We start from the raw sequence: 18424 nt of genomic DNA on the forward strand, positions 1-18424 counted from the left end.
CATGAACCCTGCCCACCAACGCCAACACGCCGACGCTGCTTGCTGCGGGAGTAGCTGTGCAACAGTGCCTGCGGTGCCCGAGCCAACACCGTCTGATCCAACGACTGTCGAGCCGCAGCGCTTTCGCATAGCAAACATGGACTGCGCCTCGGAGGAGTCGGAAATCCGCCGGGCGCTGGAAGGCATGGCGGGGATTCGCGGCCTGCGATTCAACCTAGGGGATCGAGAGCTTGCCATTGCCGCCGATGACCACGCGCTGCCCCAAGCCCTGGAAGCGATCCGCAAAGCGGGTTTCAAGCCAGAACCCCTCGGCGCGAAGAATGCCCAGCGCTTCCGCATTGCAAACATGGACTGTGCCTCGGAGGAGTCGGAAATCCGCCGGGCGTTGGACGGCATGGCGGGAATTCGTAGCCTGCAATTCAATCTGGGCGACCGCGAGCTGGCCATTGCCGCCGATGATCCTGTCTTGCAGCAGGCGGTGGACGCGATCCGCAAGGCAGGCTTCAAGCCGGAACCTCTTGGCGATACCGGGTCGTCGGCTGCTGCCGCTGCGGTTGCCTCGCCAACGGGCTTCTGGACGACCTGGGGCAAGTCGCTGGGCGCCTTGGGGCTCGCCGTGGCGGCCGAAGGCTTGGCATTCGCCTTCCCAGACAGCGTGCCAGTCAAGGCGCTGGGAATGGCACTGGCTGCGGCGGCCATCGCGCTGTCGGGTTTCTCGGTTTACGGCAAGGGACTGGCCGCGCTGCGACAGGGCCGCTTGAACATCAATGCCCTGATGACCGTGGCCGTGACCGGCGCTTTTCTGATCGGCCAGTGGCCCGAAGCGGCGATGGTGATGGCCTTGTATGCCATTGCGGAAGCCATCGAGGCGCGCGCCGTGGATCGGGCGCGCGGTGCCATCAAGAGCTTGCTGGCGCTCGCGCCGGAGCAGGCCGAAGTGCGTCAAGACGACGGCAGTTGGGCACGCATCGGCGTCAAGGAAGTCACTGTGGGCGCGACGGTGCGTATTCGCCCCGGCGAGCGCCTTCCTCTGGATGGCATCGTGACCTTGGGCCAGAGCGCCATTGACCAATCCCCCGTGACCGGCGAAAGCCTGCCGGTGGACAAGAGCCCTGGCGATGAAGTCTTCGCCGGCACCATCAATCAGGCTGCGGCGCTGGAAATCCGTGTTACGGCGCCTGCTTCCGACAGCACGCTGGCGCGCATCATCCACGCCGTTGAGCAGGCCCAGTCCTCCCGCGCCCCCACCCAGCGTTTCGTGGATCGCTTTGCCGCCATCTACACGCCTGCGGTGTTTGTCCTGGCCGTTGCCGTTGCGCTGTTGGCTCCGTGGCTCATGGGGCTGACCTGGATGCAGGCCGCCTATAAGGCTCTGGTGCTGCTGGTCATTGCCTGCCCCTGCGCCTTGGTGATTTCCACGCCCGTCACCGTCGTCAGCGGTTTGGCCGCCGGGGCGCGGCGGGGCATCCTGATCAAAGGCGGTGTGTACCTGGAAGAGGCGCGCAAGATCAAGGCCGTGGCGCTGGACAAGACCGGCACCATCACCGAAGGCAAGCCCAAGCTGGTGGCCTTCGAGCCCGTGGACGCAGGACTCGGTCAGCAAGTCCTGGAGGGGCTGGCCAAGAGCCTCGCGGCGCGGTCGGATCACCCGGTGTCCAAAGCCATCGCGGACGGCGTGTCATCCGCCGCGCAAGAGGTGGACGAATTTCAGGCCGTTGCCGGGCGCGGCGTGCAGGGGGTGATCGACGGCCATACCTATGTGCTGGCCAACCACCGCTGGATCGAAGAGCGCGGGCAATGCTCGGCTGAACTCGAAGCCCGCCTCGCAGTGCATGAACAAGCGGGCCGTACCGTCACGCTGCTGGCCAGCAGCGAACGGGTCATGGCCATCTGCGCGGTGGCTGACACGATCAAACCCTCGTCGGCGCAGGCCGTGGCCGACCTGAAGGCGCTGGGTGTGACGCCGGTGATGCTGACGGGGGACAACCTAGCGACGGCGCAAACCGTCGGCGCCCAGGCGGGCATCGCCGAGGTGCGCGGCAACCTGCTGCCCGAAGACAAGCTGCGCGCCATCGGCGAGCTTCAGCAGCGCCTGGGCGTCACGGCGATGACCGGCGACGGCATCAACGATGCCCCCGCGCTGGCGAAGGCTGACATCGGCTTCGCTATGGGCGGCGCGGGCACCCACACGGCGATGGAAGCCGCCGACGTGGTGGTCATGAACGACGACCTGCGCCGCCTGCCCGAAACGATCCGGCTATCCAAGCGCACCCACGCCGTGCTGTGGCAGAACATCGCGCTCGCGCTGGGCATCAAGTTGGTGTTCTTGCTGCTGGCCATCTTCGACGATGCCTCCATGTGGATGGCCGTGTTCGCCGACATGGGGGCGAGCCTGCTGGTGGTCTTCAACGGGCTGAGGCTGCTCAGGCAGCGGGCGGGTCAGTAAAACTGAATATGGAGTGTTGAAAATGGGAATTCTGGATCGAATTTTTGGCGGGCATGGCGGGGGGCATGGCAGTTCCCACGGGCATGGCAATAGCCGCGGCCACGGTAGCCCCAGCAGCCACGACTGGGGGCACAATCCAGCGCCTTCGGTCAGTGGCATCACCTGCCCGCAATGCAAAGCGATCAATCCGAACGGCGCTCGCTTTTGCGGCCAGTGCGGGACATCGCTGGTGCCAGCTTCATGTGCGAAGTGCAGTAGCGTCATTCCGACCGGCGCGAAATTCTGTGCTCAGTGTGGCAACGCGGTGATCTGAGTCATGGCGATCTCGGCCTGGATGTACACCTTGATCCCGGCAGCGGCCGCCATCATCGGCGCCGCAGTCGCGGTGAGCGCGCGCCCTGGGCCAACGCTGGTCAGCGCAATTCAGCACTTCGCCGCTGGGGTCGTGTTCGCAGCGGCGGCCGGCGAAATCCTGCCCGACATCATGCACAGGGGATCGCCTTGGGCAACGCTGATCGGCGGCGGAATCGGTGTCGCCACCATGCTGCTGGTGAAGCATTTGGAGGCGTTGGCGAAAGGGCCAGCCGGTCTCCTGACCGTGATCGGCATCGACATCCTGATTGATGGCTTGGTGCTTGGTATCGGGTTTGCGGCTGGCCCAAAGGTCGGCTTGCTTCTGACCATCGCCCTGACCATCGAGGTTCTGTTCCTGGGATTGACGGTGGCGACGGAACTCGGCGAGAGCGTTCGTTCTCGTGCCAAGGTCATTTCGATCACGTCCGCGCTCGTGCTCCTGCTGCCGATCGGAGCCTTGCTCGGAGCGCCGGTGGCGCTGCTGCCCAGCCCTCTTCTGACCGGCTTCTTCGCGTTTGGTCTGATTGCGTTGCTCTACCTCGTGACCGAAGAACTGCTGATCGAAGCACACGAAACGCCAGATCGCCCCTGGGTGACGGCGATGTTCTTTGTCGGCTTTCTGGCGCTTCTCCTGCTGGAAGAAGTAATTGGCTAGTGGAGCCAGTCTGTTGGTGGTGCCCGATCCGTTGACTATTGCGCGCGCGGGGTGGGCACCATGAGCCCGATAGACGTGATGCCGTCGCTCGAATCGACCATCGTCCGCCCTCCGTGCATGCGGGCGATGGCAGCCACGATGGCCAAGCCCAGTCCATGATTACGGGCGGCATCCGACCGCGCTGCATCTGCCCGGTAGAAGCGGTTGAACAGATTGGGCAAATGCTCGGCTGAAATCGTCTGCCCCTCGTTCACCACCCGCAGGGCGATCTCGCCGTCCAGCCGGTCGATTTGCACGACAACGGTGCTGTGCGGATGCGCGTGCCGGGTTGCGTTGCCGATCAGGTTGGACAATGCGCGCTGCAATAGGCGCACGTCGGCCAAGCCAGTGGCATCACCATTGATACGAACTTTCAGCCCGGCTTCCTCAATGGCTGCCTCGTGCAATTCCACCACCGCGCGCGCAACGCCTGCCATGCTGGCGACGTGCTCGCGGCGGGCCTCAGCCCCCCGGTCGGCTTGCGACAGAAAGAGCATGTCCTGCACGATCATCGACATGCGCTGGAGATCTTCGAGGTGCGAGCCCAACACATCTCGCAACGTGTCGGCATCGCGTGCTTTGCGCAAAGCAACTTCAGTGCCCCCCATCAACGTCGCCAACGGCGTGAACAGTTCATGCGCAACGTCAGCGTTGAAGGCATCCAGTTGTTCGTAGGCTTTGTGCAGACGCTTCAGCAACTCGTTGACGTGGGCCACCAGCGGAGCCAGTTCGTCGGGTTGAGCGGAGCCATCCAGAAGCCGGTGCAGAGTATCGGCCTCCAGTGCCTGGATCTGAGCCGAGAGGTCGCGCACGGGACGCAGCCCGATTTGCACCAGCGTAAATCCGCCAGCAGCAATCACCACTGCGCCAGCGAGTGCGGCGGCGACGAGCGTGCGGGCTAGGCGTTCTAGCACACGATCGTCCTCGCTGACATCAAGACTCAGCACCGCCTGGATGGGGGGGATGCCGGTCGTAGCCTCGAATCGCATGTCGATCACGCGGTGATGCACTGGAATGCCGGCGCTGGCATAGATGACGCTGCCGTCGGCACGGGTCAGGATCAATTTCATGTCCTGTCGGCCGACCATGCCATCGTCGAGCTTGTGTGCGAGCGTGCCGCTGTCTAACTCTGCTGCCTCGGCAATAAGATGGTTCACCTGGGTCTGCTGTTGCCGCAGCGTGTCCATCTGCCGCTCCTTGAAGCTCAGCGCGGTGACGGTGTAAATGCCCAGGCAGGTTAAGGCCAGCCCGACCAGGGTGAGAAGTGCGAGCCAACGGGCAAGCCGCCGTCCCAGCGATCCGGCACGCCTGGGTCTCACGACTGCCGATCTTCGAGTACGTAGCCCATGCCACGGACGGTGTGCAGCAGTGGGCGCTCGAAGGGCAGGTCGAGCTTGCTCCGAAGGCGACGCACAGCGACGTCGATCACGTTGGTACCGTGATCGAAGTTCACGTCCCATACTTGCTCCGCGATTTCGGTACGTGACAGAACCTCGCCCTTGCGGCGCAAGAGCAGCGTCAGCAGTTGGAACTCCTTTGCGGACAGATCGATGCGCTGGCCGGCCCGAGTAGCGCGCCGCCTCGCCAGGTCCATATGCAAGTCCCCCAGGCACAGCACCAGCGCATCAGGCGCGGGCGCAGTACCGGCGGTGCGGCGCAGCAGCACCTCGATGCGTGCCACCAGTTCGGAAAAGGCGAACGGCTTAACGAGGTAGTCGTCCGCTCCTGCCTTCAGCCCGCGTACGCGATCCTCGATGCGATGGCGGGCCGTCAACATGATCACCGGCGTCTGCTTGCTCTGCCGCAGTGCAGCCAGCAAGCCGAAGCCATCGATGCCCGGCAGCATGGTGTCGAGAACGATCAGGTCGTAGTGGCCGTCAGAGGCCATGTGGAGGCCATCGATGCCGTTGGCAGCCACATCGATCACATAGCCTTCTTCAGAGAGTCCCTTGCGAAGATAGTCCGCGAGCTTGGCTTCGTCTTCCACGATCAGCAGCTTCATGCGCAGCGTTCCTGCTGCGGTCTCTCGCAACCTGTCCAAATTGTCATCTGCACGTTTTACTCCCGTTCGGTGCCGGTTCTTACATTGTGCTCATGCCTTCGGGCATATCGATTTTCTGCAAATCACACTGGAAAGGACCATGCAATGAAACTGACCCATCTTGTCGCCATGAAAGCCATTATCCTGGCCACGGCACTGCCCATGGCGGCCCAGGCCGATTCGCTCTGGCACCCCGCGTCCAATGAGCAGGGCTTCACGTATCACCCCGATCATTTCAAGAGTACCAAGACCCGTGCCCAGGTGCTGGCCGAGGTCGAGGCAGCCCGCAAGGACGGTACGCTCACGCTGATGCAACGTGGACTGCCGGTGCCCATCAAGAGTTCCGCAGCACCGAAGACGCGCCAACAGGTTGTCGATGAGATGCGCAGCGAATCACCAGAAGCGCGGCGTGCGCGGCTCGAAATGTATTCCGGCGGTTGACACTGCTGCCAATACCCTGCGCTGCCGTGCCCCTCGTGTCGCTTCGTTGCGTCAAGCGACCACAGCTATTCGAATATAGAAGCGGTCCTTATTTCATTCTGGATGAACCCGCGAGGAGGCACGCTACGCGCAGAGGACTCTGAAACAAACCCAAGCAGCGAGGAATGGCGGATTGAAGCCTGTAGCTGCTACACTGCTACACCTATGCGCAAATGGCTGGCTATCGTCTTGCTGGTGTTCTTGCCGCTCCAATTCAGTTGGGCGGCTGTGGCCAGTTATTGCCAGCATGAAACCGGGGCTGCGGCCAAGCACTTCGGCCACCATGCGCACCAGCACAAGGCGGCCGACGGCAAGGACGCCAGCCCTGATCCGGCCAAGACCCTGGGCGGCGATCCTGATTGCCCGTCCTGTCATGCCGGGTGCTTCTCGGTCTTGTCAGGGGATGTCAAGCTGGCGTCGTCGATCAGCCCGTCCCTGGATACGGCGTACCACCCGGAGAGCCTTGCCGCGCCTCCACCCGAACGTTTAGAGCGCCCTCGGTGGCGTGCCCTCGCCTGATCGGCGGGGAGCGCGTTCCTTTCTCTTCGTCCTCACCCCTGCCGTCGCGCATGGCGCGCTACGGTATCCAGCCGGCTTCGTGCGGCTGATGTGACGACGTTGCTGGCGATCATCTGGATCGCCCCCCGCCGATTCCCTCGTGTATTTCAAGTCACTGGAGAATCGGATGTTGAAGGGTATTCACAATCACAACGCAAGGGCAACGGCGGCAGGCTTGCTCCTTGCGTTCACGGCAGGGCTGGCTTTCGCCCAGCCGCTGCCAGCGCTGCCGGGCAATGCCCAAAGCGGGGCGCAGACTGAAGCAACGGCTCCACTGAGCCTGCAAAAAGCCATCGCGCTGGCTTTGGAAGCCAATCTTGACCTGACCGTCGCTCAGCGGGAAGTCGAGGCCGTGCAAGGCCAGGTGCTTCAGGCGCAAGCGCGCCGCAACCCCGAACTGGCGTATGCGCTTGAAGACCAGCGCACGCAAACCCGCACCCAAAGCGCTCAGATCAACCTGCCCATCGAATTGGGCGGCAAGCGCGCTGCCCGCATCACGGCGGCAGAGCGTGGGCGTGACGTTGCGGTCGAGGAGTTGAACGCGCGTCGCGTCGAAATTCGCGCCGCCGTGGTCGCCGCCTTCTTCGATGCGCTGGCAGCCCAGGATCGCACGGCCTTGGCCCAGGACAGCGTTGACTTGGCCAGGAAAGCGACGGACGCCGTTGCCAAGCGCGTGATGGCGGGCAAGGTCTCTCCGGTCGAGGAAACCAAGGCCCGGGTGGCCGAGGCCGGCGTGCGGGTTGAACTGGCGCAGGCCCAAAGCGAACAGCGCAGCGCCCGCGCACGGCTGGCCAGCTTGCTGGGGGCCAGCCCGCCACAGTTCACCCAGGTGTCGGGCAGTGTGGATGATCTCCCGGTCGTCCCTTCGCTGGATGACATCCAGCAGCGCCTGTCGGCCTCGTCGGCATTGCGCCGGGCGCAGTTGGAAGTTGAACGCCGCAGGTCATTGGCTGACGTGGAGCGGAGCAAGCAAACGCCAGATGTCACGGTCAGCCTGGGCGTGAAGCGCCCGAACGAGCTTGCGCGCAATCAGTTGATGCTCGGCGTTTCCGTGCCGCTGCCTTTGTTTGACCGCAATCAGGGCAACTTGCTGGAAGCGTTGAAGCGTGAAGACAAGGCGCGGGACGAACTCCAGGCGTTGAACCTGCGCCTGAGCACGGAAGTGCTGCAAGCCCGCGAACGGCTGACGTTGGTTCGCGGCGAGATCGACGTGTTGCAGCGCGAGGTACTGCCTGGGGCCAAGAGCGCCTATGACGCGGCCACCGTGGGTTTTGGCTACGGAAAGTTCAATTTCCTGGAAGTGCTGGACGCACAGCGCACCTACTTCGCCGCCCAATCCCAATACCTCAAGGCACTGGCCGAAGCGCATCGCGCGGCGGCGGACATGGATCGCGTGATCGGCGCATCCGAACCCACGACCACCCCGCCCGCGAACAAGGAATGAACATGAAATTCGACACGAACAAACTGAACGTCGGCAAGAAGCAATGGATTGCCATCGCCGTGATCGCCGTTGTGGGCGTTGGACTGGGCGGCGCCATCCTCGGCGGCAAGACGGGCAAGAGCGCCGAAGGCGAGGGCCACAGCAGCCACGTTGAAGCCAAGGCCCACAGCGATGGTGAGCATCATGGCAAGACAAGCGATGCGCAGCACGAGGACGACAAGGGCCATGCGGATGGCGAGCACCATGAAGGGCCGGGCAAGGGGCCGCATGGCGGCAAGCTGTTCAATGAAGGGGATTTCGGATTGGAGGCATTGCTCGCCGAAGACGGCGGCGAGCCGCGCCTACGCATCTGGCTGTACGACAAGGGCAAGGCGCTGGCCGCCAGCGCCGCCAAGGTCAGCGCCACCGTTTCGCGTTTGACCGGCGAGAAGCAGGCGCTCAATTTCGCGCCCGACAAAGACAGTCTGCTGAGTCGCGAGACCGTGCCGGAGCCCCATGCGTTCGAGATCAACATCGTGGCACAAACGGCCAATGCGCCTTTCAGGTTCAGCTTCAGCCAGGAAGAGGGGAAAGTCGAACTCAGCGATGCGCAAATCAAGGCGGCATCCATCGGCATCGACACCGCAGGGGCTGCAAGCATCAAGTCTGCCCTGCAATTGCCGGGCGAGATCCGCCTGAACGAAGACCGCACCTCGCATGTCGTCCCGCGCATGGCGGGCGTGGTCGAGAGCGTGCAGGCCAGCTTGGGACAAACGGTCAAGAAGGGACAGGTGCTGGCGGTCATAACCAGCCCGACCGCCTCCGAGCAGCGCAGCGAATTGCAGACGGCGCAAAAGCGGCTGGCTTTGGCCAAGACCACCTTCGAGCGCGAGAAGCGGCTGTGGGAACAGAAGATTTCCGCCGAGCAGGATTACCTGCAAGCCGGGCAGGCATTGAACGAGGCGCAGGTCGCCGTGGCCAACGCGCAGCAGAAGCTGTCTGCCGTGGGCCTGGCCCCAGGGTCTTCGGGCGGGCTGAACCGCCTGGAGTTGCGCGCACCCTTCGATGGCGTGGTGATTGAAAAGCACCTCAGCCAGGGCGAAGCCGTCAAGGAAGACGCTGCCGTGTTCACTGTGTCTGACCTGGGCCAGGTCTGGGCGGAAATCAACGTGCCTGCCAAGGATTTGCCGCTCGTCCGAGTGGGCGAAAAAGTCAACATCAAGGCCACGGCCTTCGATGCCAGCGCGCAAGGCACCATCACTTTCGTGGGCGCGTTGATCGGCGAGCAGACCCGCACGGCCAAGGCCCGCGTGGTCTTGGCCAATCCGCAGGGCGCGTGGCGTCCCGGCCTGTTCGTCAATGTGGAAGTGACCGCATCCGAGGCCAACGTGCCCGTCACTGTGGCCAGCGATGCGATACAGAGCGTGGGCGACAAGCCCGTCGTCTTCGTCAAGGTGAATGACGGCTTCGTGGCCCAGCCCGTGCAGTTGGGCCGCAGCGACGGCAAGCGCGTCGAGGTGCTGCAAGGGCTCCAAGCCGGGGCAGCGTATGCGGCGGCAGGCAGTTTCGTCGTGAAGTCCGAACTCGGCAAAGCCTCTGCCGAACACACCCATTGATGCCGGAGCCACGTCCATGTTTGAAAAACTTATTCGCGCGGCCATCGAGCACCGATGGCTGGTGCTGCTGGCCGCCATCGGCATGGCCGCCATTGGCGTATTCAGCTATCAGAAGCTGCCCATCGACGCCGTTCCGGACATCACCAACGTCCAGGTGCAGATCAATACGCAGGCGCCGGGCTATTCGCCGCTGGAGGTCGAGCAACGGGTGACGTACCCGATTGAAACGGTGATGGCGGGCCTGCCCAACCTGGAGCAGACCCGCTCCCTGTCGCGCTATGGTCTGTCGCAAGTGACGGTGATCTTCAAGGACGGCACCGACATCTACTTCGCGCGCCAGTTGGTCAATGAGCGCATCCAGGAGGCACGCGACAAACTGCCCGCCGGCATCACGCCTGCACTGGGGCCGATTTCCACCGGCCTGGGCGAAATTTACCTGTGGACGGTCGAGGCCAAGGACGGTGCGAAGAAGCCCAACGGCACACCCTACACGGCCACCGACCTGCGCGAGATCCAGGACTGGATCATCAAGCCGCAGTTGCGCAACGTGCCCGGCGTGACGGAAATCAACTCGATCGGCGGCTATGCCAAGGAATACCAGATCGCGCCTATCCCCGCGCGTCTGGCTTCGTTGGGCGTCACCCTGCAAGACATCGTGACGGCGCTGGACCGCAACAACGGCAACGTGGGCGCGGGCTACATCGAAAAGCGCGGCGAGCAGTATCTGATCCGGGCGCCTGGGCAGGTCAAGACGCTGGAGGACATCGGCAACGTCATCCTCAGCAGCGCGGGCGGGGTGCCCATCCGCGTGCGCGACGTGGCGGACGTTGGGATGGGGCGCGAACTGCGCACCGGTGCCGCCACGGACAACGGCCGTGAAGTGGTGCTGGGCACGGTCTTCATGCTCATCGGCCAGAACAGTCGCACGGTGTCGCAGGCCGTGGACAAGAAAATGGTGGAGATCAACCGCAGCCTGCCCGAGGGCGTGCACGCGGTGACGGTCTACGACCGCACCGTGCTGGTGGACAAGGCCATCGCCACGGTGAAGAAGAACCTGCTGGAAGGCGCGATCCTGGTGATCGTCATCCTGTTTCTGTTCCTGGGCAACATCCGTGCGGCCATCATCACGGCGACGGTGATTCCCTTGTCGATGCTGTTCACCTTCACGGGCATGGTGCATTACAAGGTGAGCGCCAACCTGATGAGCCTGGGGGCGCTGGATTTCGGCATCATCATCGACGGGGCGGTGGTGATCGTCGAGAACTGCGTGCGCCGTCTGGCCCATGCGCAGGCGCACTTTGGCAGGCCCTTGACGCGGGCGGAACGCTTTCACGAGGTGTTCCTGGCATCCAAGGAATCGCGCCGCGCGCTGCTGTTCGGGCAGCTCATCATCATGGTGGTGTACCTGCCCATCTTTGCCCTGACGGGTGTGGAAGGGAAGATGTTCCACCCGATGGCGTTCACCGTGGTGGCCGCGCTGGTGGGGGCCATGATCCTGTCGGTGACTTTCATTCCGGCGGCGGTCGCCCTGTTCATCGGCCATCGGGTCAGCGAGACGGAAAACTTCTTGGTGGTGCAAGCCAAGCGCTGGTACGGCCCGTTGCTGGATCGCGTGATGGCGGCCAAGGCCGTGGTGTTGGCGGCAGCCGCCGTGGCGATTGTGCTGTGCGGCCTGATTGCCACCCGCATGGGCAGCGAGTTCGTGCCCAGCCTGAACGAGGGCGACTTCGCCATCCAGGCCCTGCGCATTCCGGGTACCAGCCTGACGCAATCGGTGGCGATGCAGCAGCAACTGGAAGCGACGCTGAAGGCCAAATTCCCTGAGATCGACCGCGTTTTTGCGCGCACCGGCACGGCGGAAATCGCCTCCGACCCGATGCCGCCGAACATTTCCGACGGCTACATCATGCTCAAGCCCCTGTCCGAGTGGCCCGAGCCGCGCAAGTCACGCGACGAATTGCTGGCGGCCATTCAGGAGACCGTGGGCAAGGTGCCGGGGAACAACTATGAGTTCTCGCAGCCGATCCAGTTGCGCTTCAACGAACTCATCTCGGGAGTGCGCAGTGATGTGGCAGTGAAGATTTTTGGCGACGACATGGATGTCTTGAACAAGACGGGTGAGGAAGTCTCATCCATGTTGCAGAAGATTCCTGGCGCGTCCGAGGTCAAGGTGGAGCAGACCACCGGCTTGCCGATGCTGACCGTGAACATCGACCGCCAGAAAGCCGCACGCTACGGGCTGAACGTAGCCGACATCCAGGACGTGGTGGCCACGGCCATCGGCGGGCGCGAGGCCGGCACCTTGTTTGAAGGCGACCGCCGTTTCGACATCCTGGTTCGCCTGCCGGAATCGTTGCGCAACGACCTGGAAAGCATGAAGCGCCTGCCGATTCCGCTGCCGCGCGCAACGGGTGGCACCGGCAGTGCCGAAGGACGGACGAACTTCATCCAACTGGCCGAGGTGGCGAGCTTTGAACTGGCACCCGGCCCCAACCAGGTCAGCCGGGAAAACGGCAAGCGCCGCATCGTGGTCAGCGCCAACGTGCGCGGTCGTGACGTGGGCTCCTTCGTGGCCGACGCCGAGGCCGCGCTGGCGCAGGTCAAGATTCCCACGGGCTATTGGACGAGTTGGGGTGGCACGTTCGAGAACCTGCAATCAGCCACGCAGCGCTTGCAAATCGTCGTGCCGGTGTCGCTGCTGCTGGTCTTCGTGCTGCTGTTCGCCATGTTCGGCAACGTCAAGGACGGCTTGCTGGTCTTCACCGGCATTCCGTTCGCGCTGACCGGCGGCATCCTGGCGCTGTGGCTGCGCGACATTCCCCTGTCGATCTCCGCCGCCGTCGGCTTCATCGCGCTGTCGGGCGTCGCCGTGCTCAATGGCCTGGTGATGATTTCCTACATCCGCAGCCTGCGTGAGGCTGGAACGCCGCTGGACGAAGCCATCCGCGAGGGCGCGCTGACGCGCTTGCGGCCGGTGCTGATGACGGCCCTGGTGGCATCGCTGGGTTTTATCCCGATGGCCATTGCTACGGGCACCGGCGCGGAAGTACAGCGGCCGTTGGCCACCGTGGTGATTGGCGGCATCTTGTCTTCCACCATGCTGACGCTGCTGGTGTTGCCGATCCTGTACCGGCTGGCCCATCGCCCGGATGAGCAGGAAGAGGATGTCACGGCAGAGCCAGCACATGAGGGCGTAACCGCTTGAAAGGACAAACGATGAACGCCGTTACGGCACCACGACAGACTCCTTCAAGCTTTACAGGGACATCGACTCATGGAATTGCGTCACCTCCGGTACTTTCTGGCCGTTGCCGAAGAGCTTCACTTCGCCCGCGCTGCGGAGCGGTTGCATATCGAACAGTCACCACTGTCGCGCGCCATCAGGGAATTGGAAGAGGAATTGGGCGCGCAACTGTTCGTGCGTACCAGCCGCAGCACGCGCCTGACGCTGGCGGGCAAGCTGCTGATGGAGAACGCGCCTCGCGTGCTGCTGGCGCTGGACCAGGCGCGTGAGAGCGTGAAGGCGGCAGCCAATGGCTTTCACGGCCGGTTGCGCGTGGCGCTGTCCGACGGCATCACCCCCTCGCGCCTGCCGGCGCTGCTGGCGCGCTGCCGCGAGGAAGACCCGGAGATCGAGATCCGCCTGTTCGAGGTGCCGCTGGCCCAGCAACTCAGCGGCCTGCGTGACGATCTATACGACGCGGGCTTCTCGATGGCCGACGAGGTGGGCGACGGCATCATCATCGAACCCGCCTGGGAGGACGAGCTGATGGTGGCCATGCCCGCGCGCCATGAACTACTGGCCCACAGGCGGGTGCCGCTGGATGAAGTGCTGCAACATCCCCTGGTGTTGGGCGACCCGGCAGTTTGCGAAGGCCATGCCAAGCAGATCGACCGCATCCTGCGCAAGCAGGACCGAGAGCCCTTGATCGAACAGTACGTCGCCACGTTCGACGTGATGATGACTTTCGTGTCGGCCGGCCTGGCGCTGGGGCTCGCAGGCGCCGCGCACATCGCTTCCAGCCGCGAGCCGGGCGTGGTAGGCCGACCGCTCGCGGGAAAGTCGCCCATGCTCACTACCTATCTGCTGCGCCGCGACGCCGAGCCGTCGCAGGCGCTGGCCCGCTTTATCGAGCGGGTCGAAGCCCTGGGACCGGGAGACGCTTAGCCATTGGCCCCGTTTCACTTCGGAGGATTCAAGCCATGAACCTATCCAAGATCATCGCTATGTCGTCGCTAGCAGTTCTGCTGGTCGCCTGCGGCAAGTCTGAGCCGTCCAAGCCCGCCGCCGTGCCCAGCGTGGAGGAACTGGCTGCTGACCCCGTGCGTTTGCGAGAACTGCGCCAGCAGTGCAAGACGGATCGTCCGACGATGGGCGACGTGCTGTGCAACCGAGTGGCCGAGGCGACGAACCGGCGTTTCCTGGGTGACGGCAAGGTGCCTTATACGCCGCCGAAGGAACCGCCGAAGTTCTGATGGTCGGTTTGCCGCAACGCACCTGCGCGTGCCTGCGCCTTTTTGCGCGCTGCGCAGCAGCGCGCCCGTTGTGGCGGTCTTTCGCCCCAGTTCTTCCCTGCCGGAAACCATGCTTTTTGCGGCATCAACCTGCCGATAACGGTCTTTGACCGGCACGCCCAGCGGCACTGATCCTCACGAGGGCGGCACATGCCTGTGCCGCGATCGGAGGCTGGATGATGCAGGGAACGAACGTGCTGTTCGGTCAGATTGCCGTGGTGTTCGGCATCGTGATCGCTGGGGTGTGGAGCGCCACGCAATGGACAGCCGCCGCCCTGGGCTATCAGCTACGCCTTGGCTCGCCCTGGTTCGATTTCTTCGGTACGCCGGTCTATCACCCGTGGCGGCTGTTCGAGTGGTGGTTCGTCTTCGATGCCTATGCGCCGCGCGTGTTCGACACCGGCGGCGCCATCGCAGGCGGCAGCGGATTGCTGGCGGTGGTGGTCGCCATCGGCATGTCGATCTGGCGCTCGCGGCAATCGCGCCTGGTCACGACCTACGGCTCGGCCCGCTGGGCGAACGCGGATGACATTCGCAAGGCCGGCCTCACGCAGCCGACCGGCGTGTTCCTCGGCCAGCACGACCACCAGTACCTGCGCCATGAAGGCCCGGAACACATCCTGACCTTCGCGCCCACGCGCTCGGGCAAGGGCGTGGGCCTCGTGGTGCCGACGCTGCTTTCCTGGCCAGCTTCGGCCGTCATCCACGACATCAAAGGCGAGAACTGGCAGATCACCGCCGGTTGGCGCTCGCGCTTTTCGCATTGCTTGCTGTTCAACCCGACGGATAGCCAGTCAGCGGCCTACAACCCGCTGCTGGAAGTGCGGCGCGGCGTGCATGAAGTCCGCGACGTGCAGAACATCGCCGACATTCTGGTCGATCCCGAAGGGGCGTTAGAGAAACGCAATCATTGGGAGAAGACCAGCCATGCGCTGCTGGTCGGCGCGATTCTGCACGTGCTCTATGCCGGCGAGGACAAGACGCTGTGCGGCGTCGCCAACTTCCTGTCTGACCCGGCTTGCCCGTTCGAGCTGACGCTGCACCGGATGATGACGACCCTGCACCTGGGCGATCGCTCGCACCCGGTGGTGGCGTCGGCCGCGCGCGAAGTGCTCAACAAATCGGACAACGAGCGTTCCGGCGTGTTGAGCACCGCCATGTCGTTCCTCGGCCTGTACCGTGACCCCACGGTGGCCGAAGTCACATCGCGCTGCGACTGGCGCATCGCCGACCTGATCGCGGCCGAGCATCCGGTGTCGCTGTACCTGGTGGTGCCGCCTTCGGACATTTCGCGCACGAAGCCGCTCATTCGCCTGATCCTCAACCAGATCGGCCGGCGCCTCACCGAATCGCTCGATGGCTCCGATGGCATCGAGCGCCGTCACAAGCTGCTGCTGATGCTCGATGAGTTTCCGGCGCTGGGGCGCCTGGACTTCTTCGAGACGGCGCTGGCCTTCATGGCGGGCTACGGCATCCGCAGCTTTCTCATCGCGCAGTCGCTCAACCAGATCGACAAGGCGTATGGGCAGAACCATTCCATCCTCGACAACTGCCATGTGCGCGTGACGTTCGCCACGAACGACGAGCGCACCGCCAAGCGGATCTCCGAGACGCTGGGTACGGCCACCGAGCTGCGCGCCCAGCGCAACTACGCGGGCCACCGGCTTGCGCCGTGGCTGGGCCACCTGATGGTGTCGCGCCAGGAAACCGCGCGTCCGCTGCTGACGCCGGGTGAAGTCATGCAGCTTCCGCCCGACGAGGCCGTGGTGATGGTGTCCAGCGTGGCACCGATCAAGGCGAAGAAGCTGCGCTACTACGCGGACGCCAATTTCAAGCGCCGCGTGCTGCCGCCGCCTGTGCTTGCAGGCGGTCAGTACGCCGACGCGCCGCCGCTACGCCCGGACGACTGGAGCGGGCTGGCGATCCCCGCCGTGCCCGCCGCACCGGCCACGGCATCCGCCGATGGCCTGGGTTCCACGGATGAAGGCGGCCCGCGCCGTCAGCCTGAACTCTCCGAAACCGTCGCCTACGACCCCGAGCTGGCCGCGCCCGCAGCCGACCTCGGGTTGCTCGATGACGACGACGACTTGCCGCTTCCCCTTCCGCGCCAGCTTGATCCGGCCATGCAGCGCACGGCCCGGCTGGCTTCCCTCGACCCTGACGACGGAATCGACCTATGACCCAACACCGCCTCAACGTGTTCATCCAGCCTGAGCATGGCAAGCGGCTCGACGAACTGGCCGCCAAGAAAGGCGTATCCAAGTCCAGCATCGTCGCTGCCGCCTTGGCATCGTGGCTGTCGCCCGATGCCGCCGACCAGCGCGAAGCAGCAATTGCCAAGCGCCTGGATCGCTTGTCACGGCACGCCGAGCGCATGGAGCGCGACCTGAACATCCAGATCGAGACGCTGGCACTGTTCATCCGCTACTTCCTCACGGTGAGCACGCCCGTGCCCGAAGCGCATCAGGACGCAGCGCGCGCCCAGGGCAAGGCGCGCTTCGAGCAGTTCGTCGAACAACTCGGGCGGCATTTGCTGCGCGGTCGCAGTCTGGTGCGGGACGTGGTGGAAGAACTGCATCCAGACCCGGCACGCATGGACGACGCGCAGGAGCGCGCGTCATGAGCGCCGTTCCTTCCTTCACCGCCGTTTCCCTGGATCGCCGCATCCAGATGCTGCGCACGGCAATGGGGCCGCTGATCGCCGCCGCGCTGGAAGACCCCGACGTAGTGGAAGTCATGCTGAACCCGGATCGAACCTTGTGGATCGACCGGCTTTCGTCGGGTCGCGCACCGATGGGTGTGGAGCTGTCCGAGGCGGACGGTGAACGCATCATCCGCCTCGTCGCGGCCCACGTCGGCGCCGAGGTGCATCGCGGTCAGCCGCTCCTGACGGCGGAGCTGCCCGAGACGGGCGAGCGCTTCGAGGGCATCTTGCCGCCCGCCGCACCGGGGCCGGCCTTCGCCTTGCGCAAGCGCGCCTTTGGCGTGATCCCGCTGTCGCGCTACATCGAGGACGGAATGATGACCGCCGCGCAGGCGGGTCTGCTGGTGCGCGCCGTGCGCGAGCGCCAAAACATCCTGATCGCAGGTGGGACGAGCACCGGCAAGACCACCTTGGCCAATGCGCTACTGGCGGAGATCGCCGCCACGGGCGACCGCGTGCTGGTGCTCGAAGACACTGTGGAGCTGCAATGCGCGGCCCGCGACCATGTGCCGCTGCGCACACGCCAGGGCGTCGTGTCCATGACCGAGTTGGTGCGTTCGTCCATGCGCCTGCGCCCGGATCGCGTGGTCGTCGGCGAGGTACGCGGCGCCGAAGCGCTGGATCTCATCAAGGTGTGGGGTACAGGCCATCCGGGCGGCATTGCCACGATCCATGCCGGCTCCGCGCTGGGCGCGCTGCTGCGTTTGGAGCAACTGATCCTCGAAGTGGCGGTGAACCCGCCCCGTGCGTTGATCGCGGAAGCGGTCAATGTGGTCATCCACATCGCTGGGCGCGGGCGCAAGCGCCGCATCGAGAGCATCGCCCGCGTCATCGGCTTCGATGGCGTGGGCTACCACCTGGCGGATGCGCTTGAGGCTCCATTCCCGGAGCTGCTGCCGCAGTCCGACCTTTCCTCCCCGTCCCCTGACCACTCTGGAGAACTTCCATGACGCACGTTGATGCTTTCCGTATTTCCGCAAATCCGCTTCCTCGGCCCGCACGGCTGCATGGCTTGGCTCGCCCGGCCATTCAGGGCTTGATGCTCGCTGCCTTCATGCTGCTGCTCGCAGGTACTGCGCAGGCCGCCGGTTCTTCGATGCCCTGGGAAGGACCGCTGCAATCTATCCTCGAATCCATCCAGGGGCCGGTGGCGCGCATCGTCGCAGTCATCATCATCATCGCCACGGGCTTGGCGCTGGCCTTCGGCGATACCTCGGGCGGCTTCCGCAAGCTGATCCAGATCGTGTTTGGCCTGTCCATCGCGTTCGCCGCTTCGAGCTTCTTCCTGTCGTTCTTCAGCTTCTCCGGTGGGGCCGTCGTATGAACGGCCCGCACGATGGAATGCCCGGCTTCGAGGTGCCGCTACATCGGTCTCTGACCGAGCCGATCCTGATGGGCGGCGCTCCGCGCACCGTGGCCATCACCAACGGCACGCTGGCCGCCGCCGTGGGCCTGGGCCTGCAACTGTGGATTCCCGGCGTGGTGCTGTGGATCGCCGGCCATTCGCTGGCGGTGTGGGGTGCCCGAGTCGATCCGCAGTTCATGGCCGTGTTCGCGCGGCACATCAAGCACCGGCCGCTGCTGGACGTGTGA

At 64.5% G+C, this 18424-nt stretch carries 17 protein-coding genes; 15 read left to right on the forward strand and 2 right to left on the reverse strand.

What is annotated here, in order from left to right:
• The first annotated feature begins 1 nt into the window (after window position 1).
• The 3 genes from I3K84_RS00390 to I3K84_RS00400 are packed head-to-tail and all read left to right on the forward strand — an operon-like array spanning window position 2 to window position 3455.
• Window positions 2-2446 carry a heavy metal translocating P-type ATPase gene (locus tag I3K84_RS00390; protein ID WP_041715872.1) on the forward strand — a complete coding sequence of 815 codons (2445 nt, stop codon included), beginning with the start codon at window positions 2-4 and terminating at the stop codon, window positions 2444-2446.
• A 22-nt stretch (window positions 2447-2468) separates the two neighbouring features.
• The gene (locus tag I3K84_RS00395) at window positions 2469-2759 is read left to right on the forward strand and encodes a zinc ribbon domain-containing protein (RefSeq protein ID WP_196995284.1); all 291 of its coding nucleotides are present in this window, start codon (window positions 2469-2471) and stop codon (window positions 2757-2759) included.
• Between the two features lie 9 nt (window positions 2760-2768).
• The gene (locus I3K84_RS00400; protein ID WP_196996045.1) at window positions 2769-3455 is read left to right on the forward strand and encodes a transporter; all 687 of its coding nucleotides are present in this window, start codon (window positions 2769-2771) and stop codon (window positions 3453-3455) included.
• A 35-nt stretch (window positions 3456-3490) separates the two neighbouring features.
• Here the strand turns inward: I3K84_RS00400 and I3K84_RS00405 are convergent, their stop codons facing one another.
• Together I3K84_RS00405 and I3K84_RS00410 are read right to left on the reverse strand one after the other, a co-directional pair.
• Window positions 3491-4681 (reverse strand): heavy metal sensor histidine kinase, encoded by a 1191-nt coding sequence (locus I3K84_RS00405; protein WP_196996046.1) that lies wholly within the window; start codon window positions 4679-4681, stop codon window positions 3491-3493.
• A 128-nt stretch (window positions 4682-4809) separates the two neighbouring features.
• Window positions 4810-5496: a heavy metal response regulator transcription factor gene (locus I3K84_RS00410; RefSeq protein ID WP_196995285.1), complete on the reverse strand. Its 687-nt coding sequence runs from the start codon at window positions 5494-5496 to the stop codon at window positions 4810-4812.
• Window positions 5497-5640: 144 nt separating this feature from the next.
• Between I3K84_RS00410 and I3K84_RS00415 the strand changes: the two genes are divergently transcribed.
• The 12 genes from I3K84_RS00415 (at window position 5641) to I3K84_RS00470 (ending at window position 18424) form a co-directional block, all read left to right on the forward strand.
• Window positions 5641-5976 carry a DUF4148 domain-containing protein gene (locus I3K84_RS00415; protein ID WP_059401157.1) on the forward strand — a complete coding sequence of 112 codons (336 nt, stop codon included), beginning with the start codon at window positions 5641-5643 and terminating at the stop codon, window positions 5974-5976.
• Window positions 5977-6180: 204 nt separating this feature from the next.
• Complete coding sequence (locus I3K84_RS00420; RefSeq protein ID WP_059401156.1) at window positions 6181-6534, forward strand: hypothetical protein; 354 nt, start codon at window positions 6181-6183, stop codon at window positions 6532-6534.
• 166 nt (window positions 6535-6700) lie between these two features.
• Window positions 6701-8017, forward strand: a complete 1317-nt coding sequence (locus tag I3K84_RS00425; protein WP_196995286.1) for a TolC family protein — start codon at window positions 6701-6703, stop codon at window positions 8015-8017.
• 2 nt (window positions 8018-8019) lie between these two features.
• On the forward strand, window positions 8020-9612 hold the full coding sequence (locus I3K84_RS00430) for an efflux RND transporter periplasmic adaptor subunit (protein ID WP_304511170.1): 1593 nt from the start codon (window positions 8020-8022) through the stop codon (window positions 9610-9612).
• A 16-nt stretch (window positions 9613-9628) separates the two neighbouring features.
• Entirely contained in the window at window positions 9629-12817 is a 3189-nt protein-coding gene (locus I3K84_RS00435; RefSeq protein ID WP_196995287.1) for a CusA/CzcA family heavy metal efflux RND transporter, read from the forward strand.
• Between the two features lie 69 nt (window positions 12818-12886).
• Window positions 12887-13780, forward strand: a complete 894-nt coding sequence (locus I3K84_RS00440; protein WP_013517141.1) for a LysR substrate-binding domain-containing protein — start codon at window positions 12887-12889, stop codon at window positions 13778-13780.
• Between the two features lie 35 nt (window positions 13781-13815).
• Window positions 13816-14088 (forward strand): EexN family lipoprotein, encoded by a 273-nt coding sequence (locus tag I3K84_RS00445; RefSeq protein ID WP_009523287.1) that lies wholly within the window; start codon window positions 13816-13818, stop codon window positions 14086-14088.
• Between the two features lie 218 nt (window positions 14089-14306).
• On the forward strand, window positions 14307-16307 hold the full coding sequence (locus I3K84_RS00450) for a conjugal transfer protein TraG (RefSeq protein ID WP_041715981.1): 2001 nt from the start codon (window positions 14307-14309) through the stop codon (window positions 16305-16307).
• The gene (locus I3K84_RS00455; RefSeq protein ID WP_013517139.1) at window positions 16304-16750 is read left to right on the forward strand and encodes a CopG family transcriptional regulator; all 447 of its coding nucleotides are present in this window, start codon (window positions 16304-16306) and stop codon (window positions 16748-16750) included. The genes I3K84_RS00450 and I3K84_RS00455 overlap by 4 nt, the downstream gene beginning before the upstream one ends.
• Window positions 16747-17781 carry a P-type conjugative transfer ATPase TrbB gene (gene trbB, locus I3K84_RS00460; protein ID WP_013517138.1) on the forward strand — a complete coding sequence of 345 codons (1035 nt, stop codon included), beginning with the start codon at window positions 16747-16749 and terminating at the stop codon, window positions 17779-17781. The genes I3K84_RS00455 and trbB overlap by 4 nt, the downstream gene beginning before the upstream one ends.
• Window positions 17778-18155 (forward strand): TrbC/VirB2 family protein, encoded by a 378-nt coding sequence (locus I3K84_RS00465; RefSeq protein WP_013517137.1) that lies wholly within the window; start codon window positions 17778-17780, stop codon window positions 18153-18155. Before trbB ends, I3K84_RS00465 begins: the two co-directional genes overlap by 4 nt.
• Complete coding sequence (locus I3K84_RS00470) at window positions 18152-18424, forward strand: VirB3 family type IV secretion system protein (RefSeq protein ID WP_013517136.1); 273 nt, start codon at window positions 18152-18154, stop codon at window positions 18422-18424. The genes I3K84_RS00465 and I3K84_RS00470 overlap by 4 nt, the downstream gene beginning before the upstream one ends.

This window comes from Diaphorobacter sp. JS3051 (assembly GCF_015832135.1).
Taxonomy (GTDB): domain Bacteria; phylum Pseudomonadota; class Gammaproteobacteria; order Burkholderiales; family Burkholderiaceae_C; genus Diaphorobacter; species Diaphorobacter nitroreducens.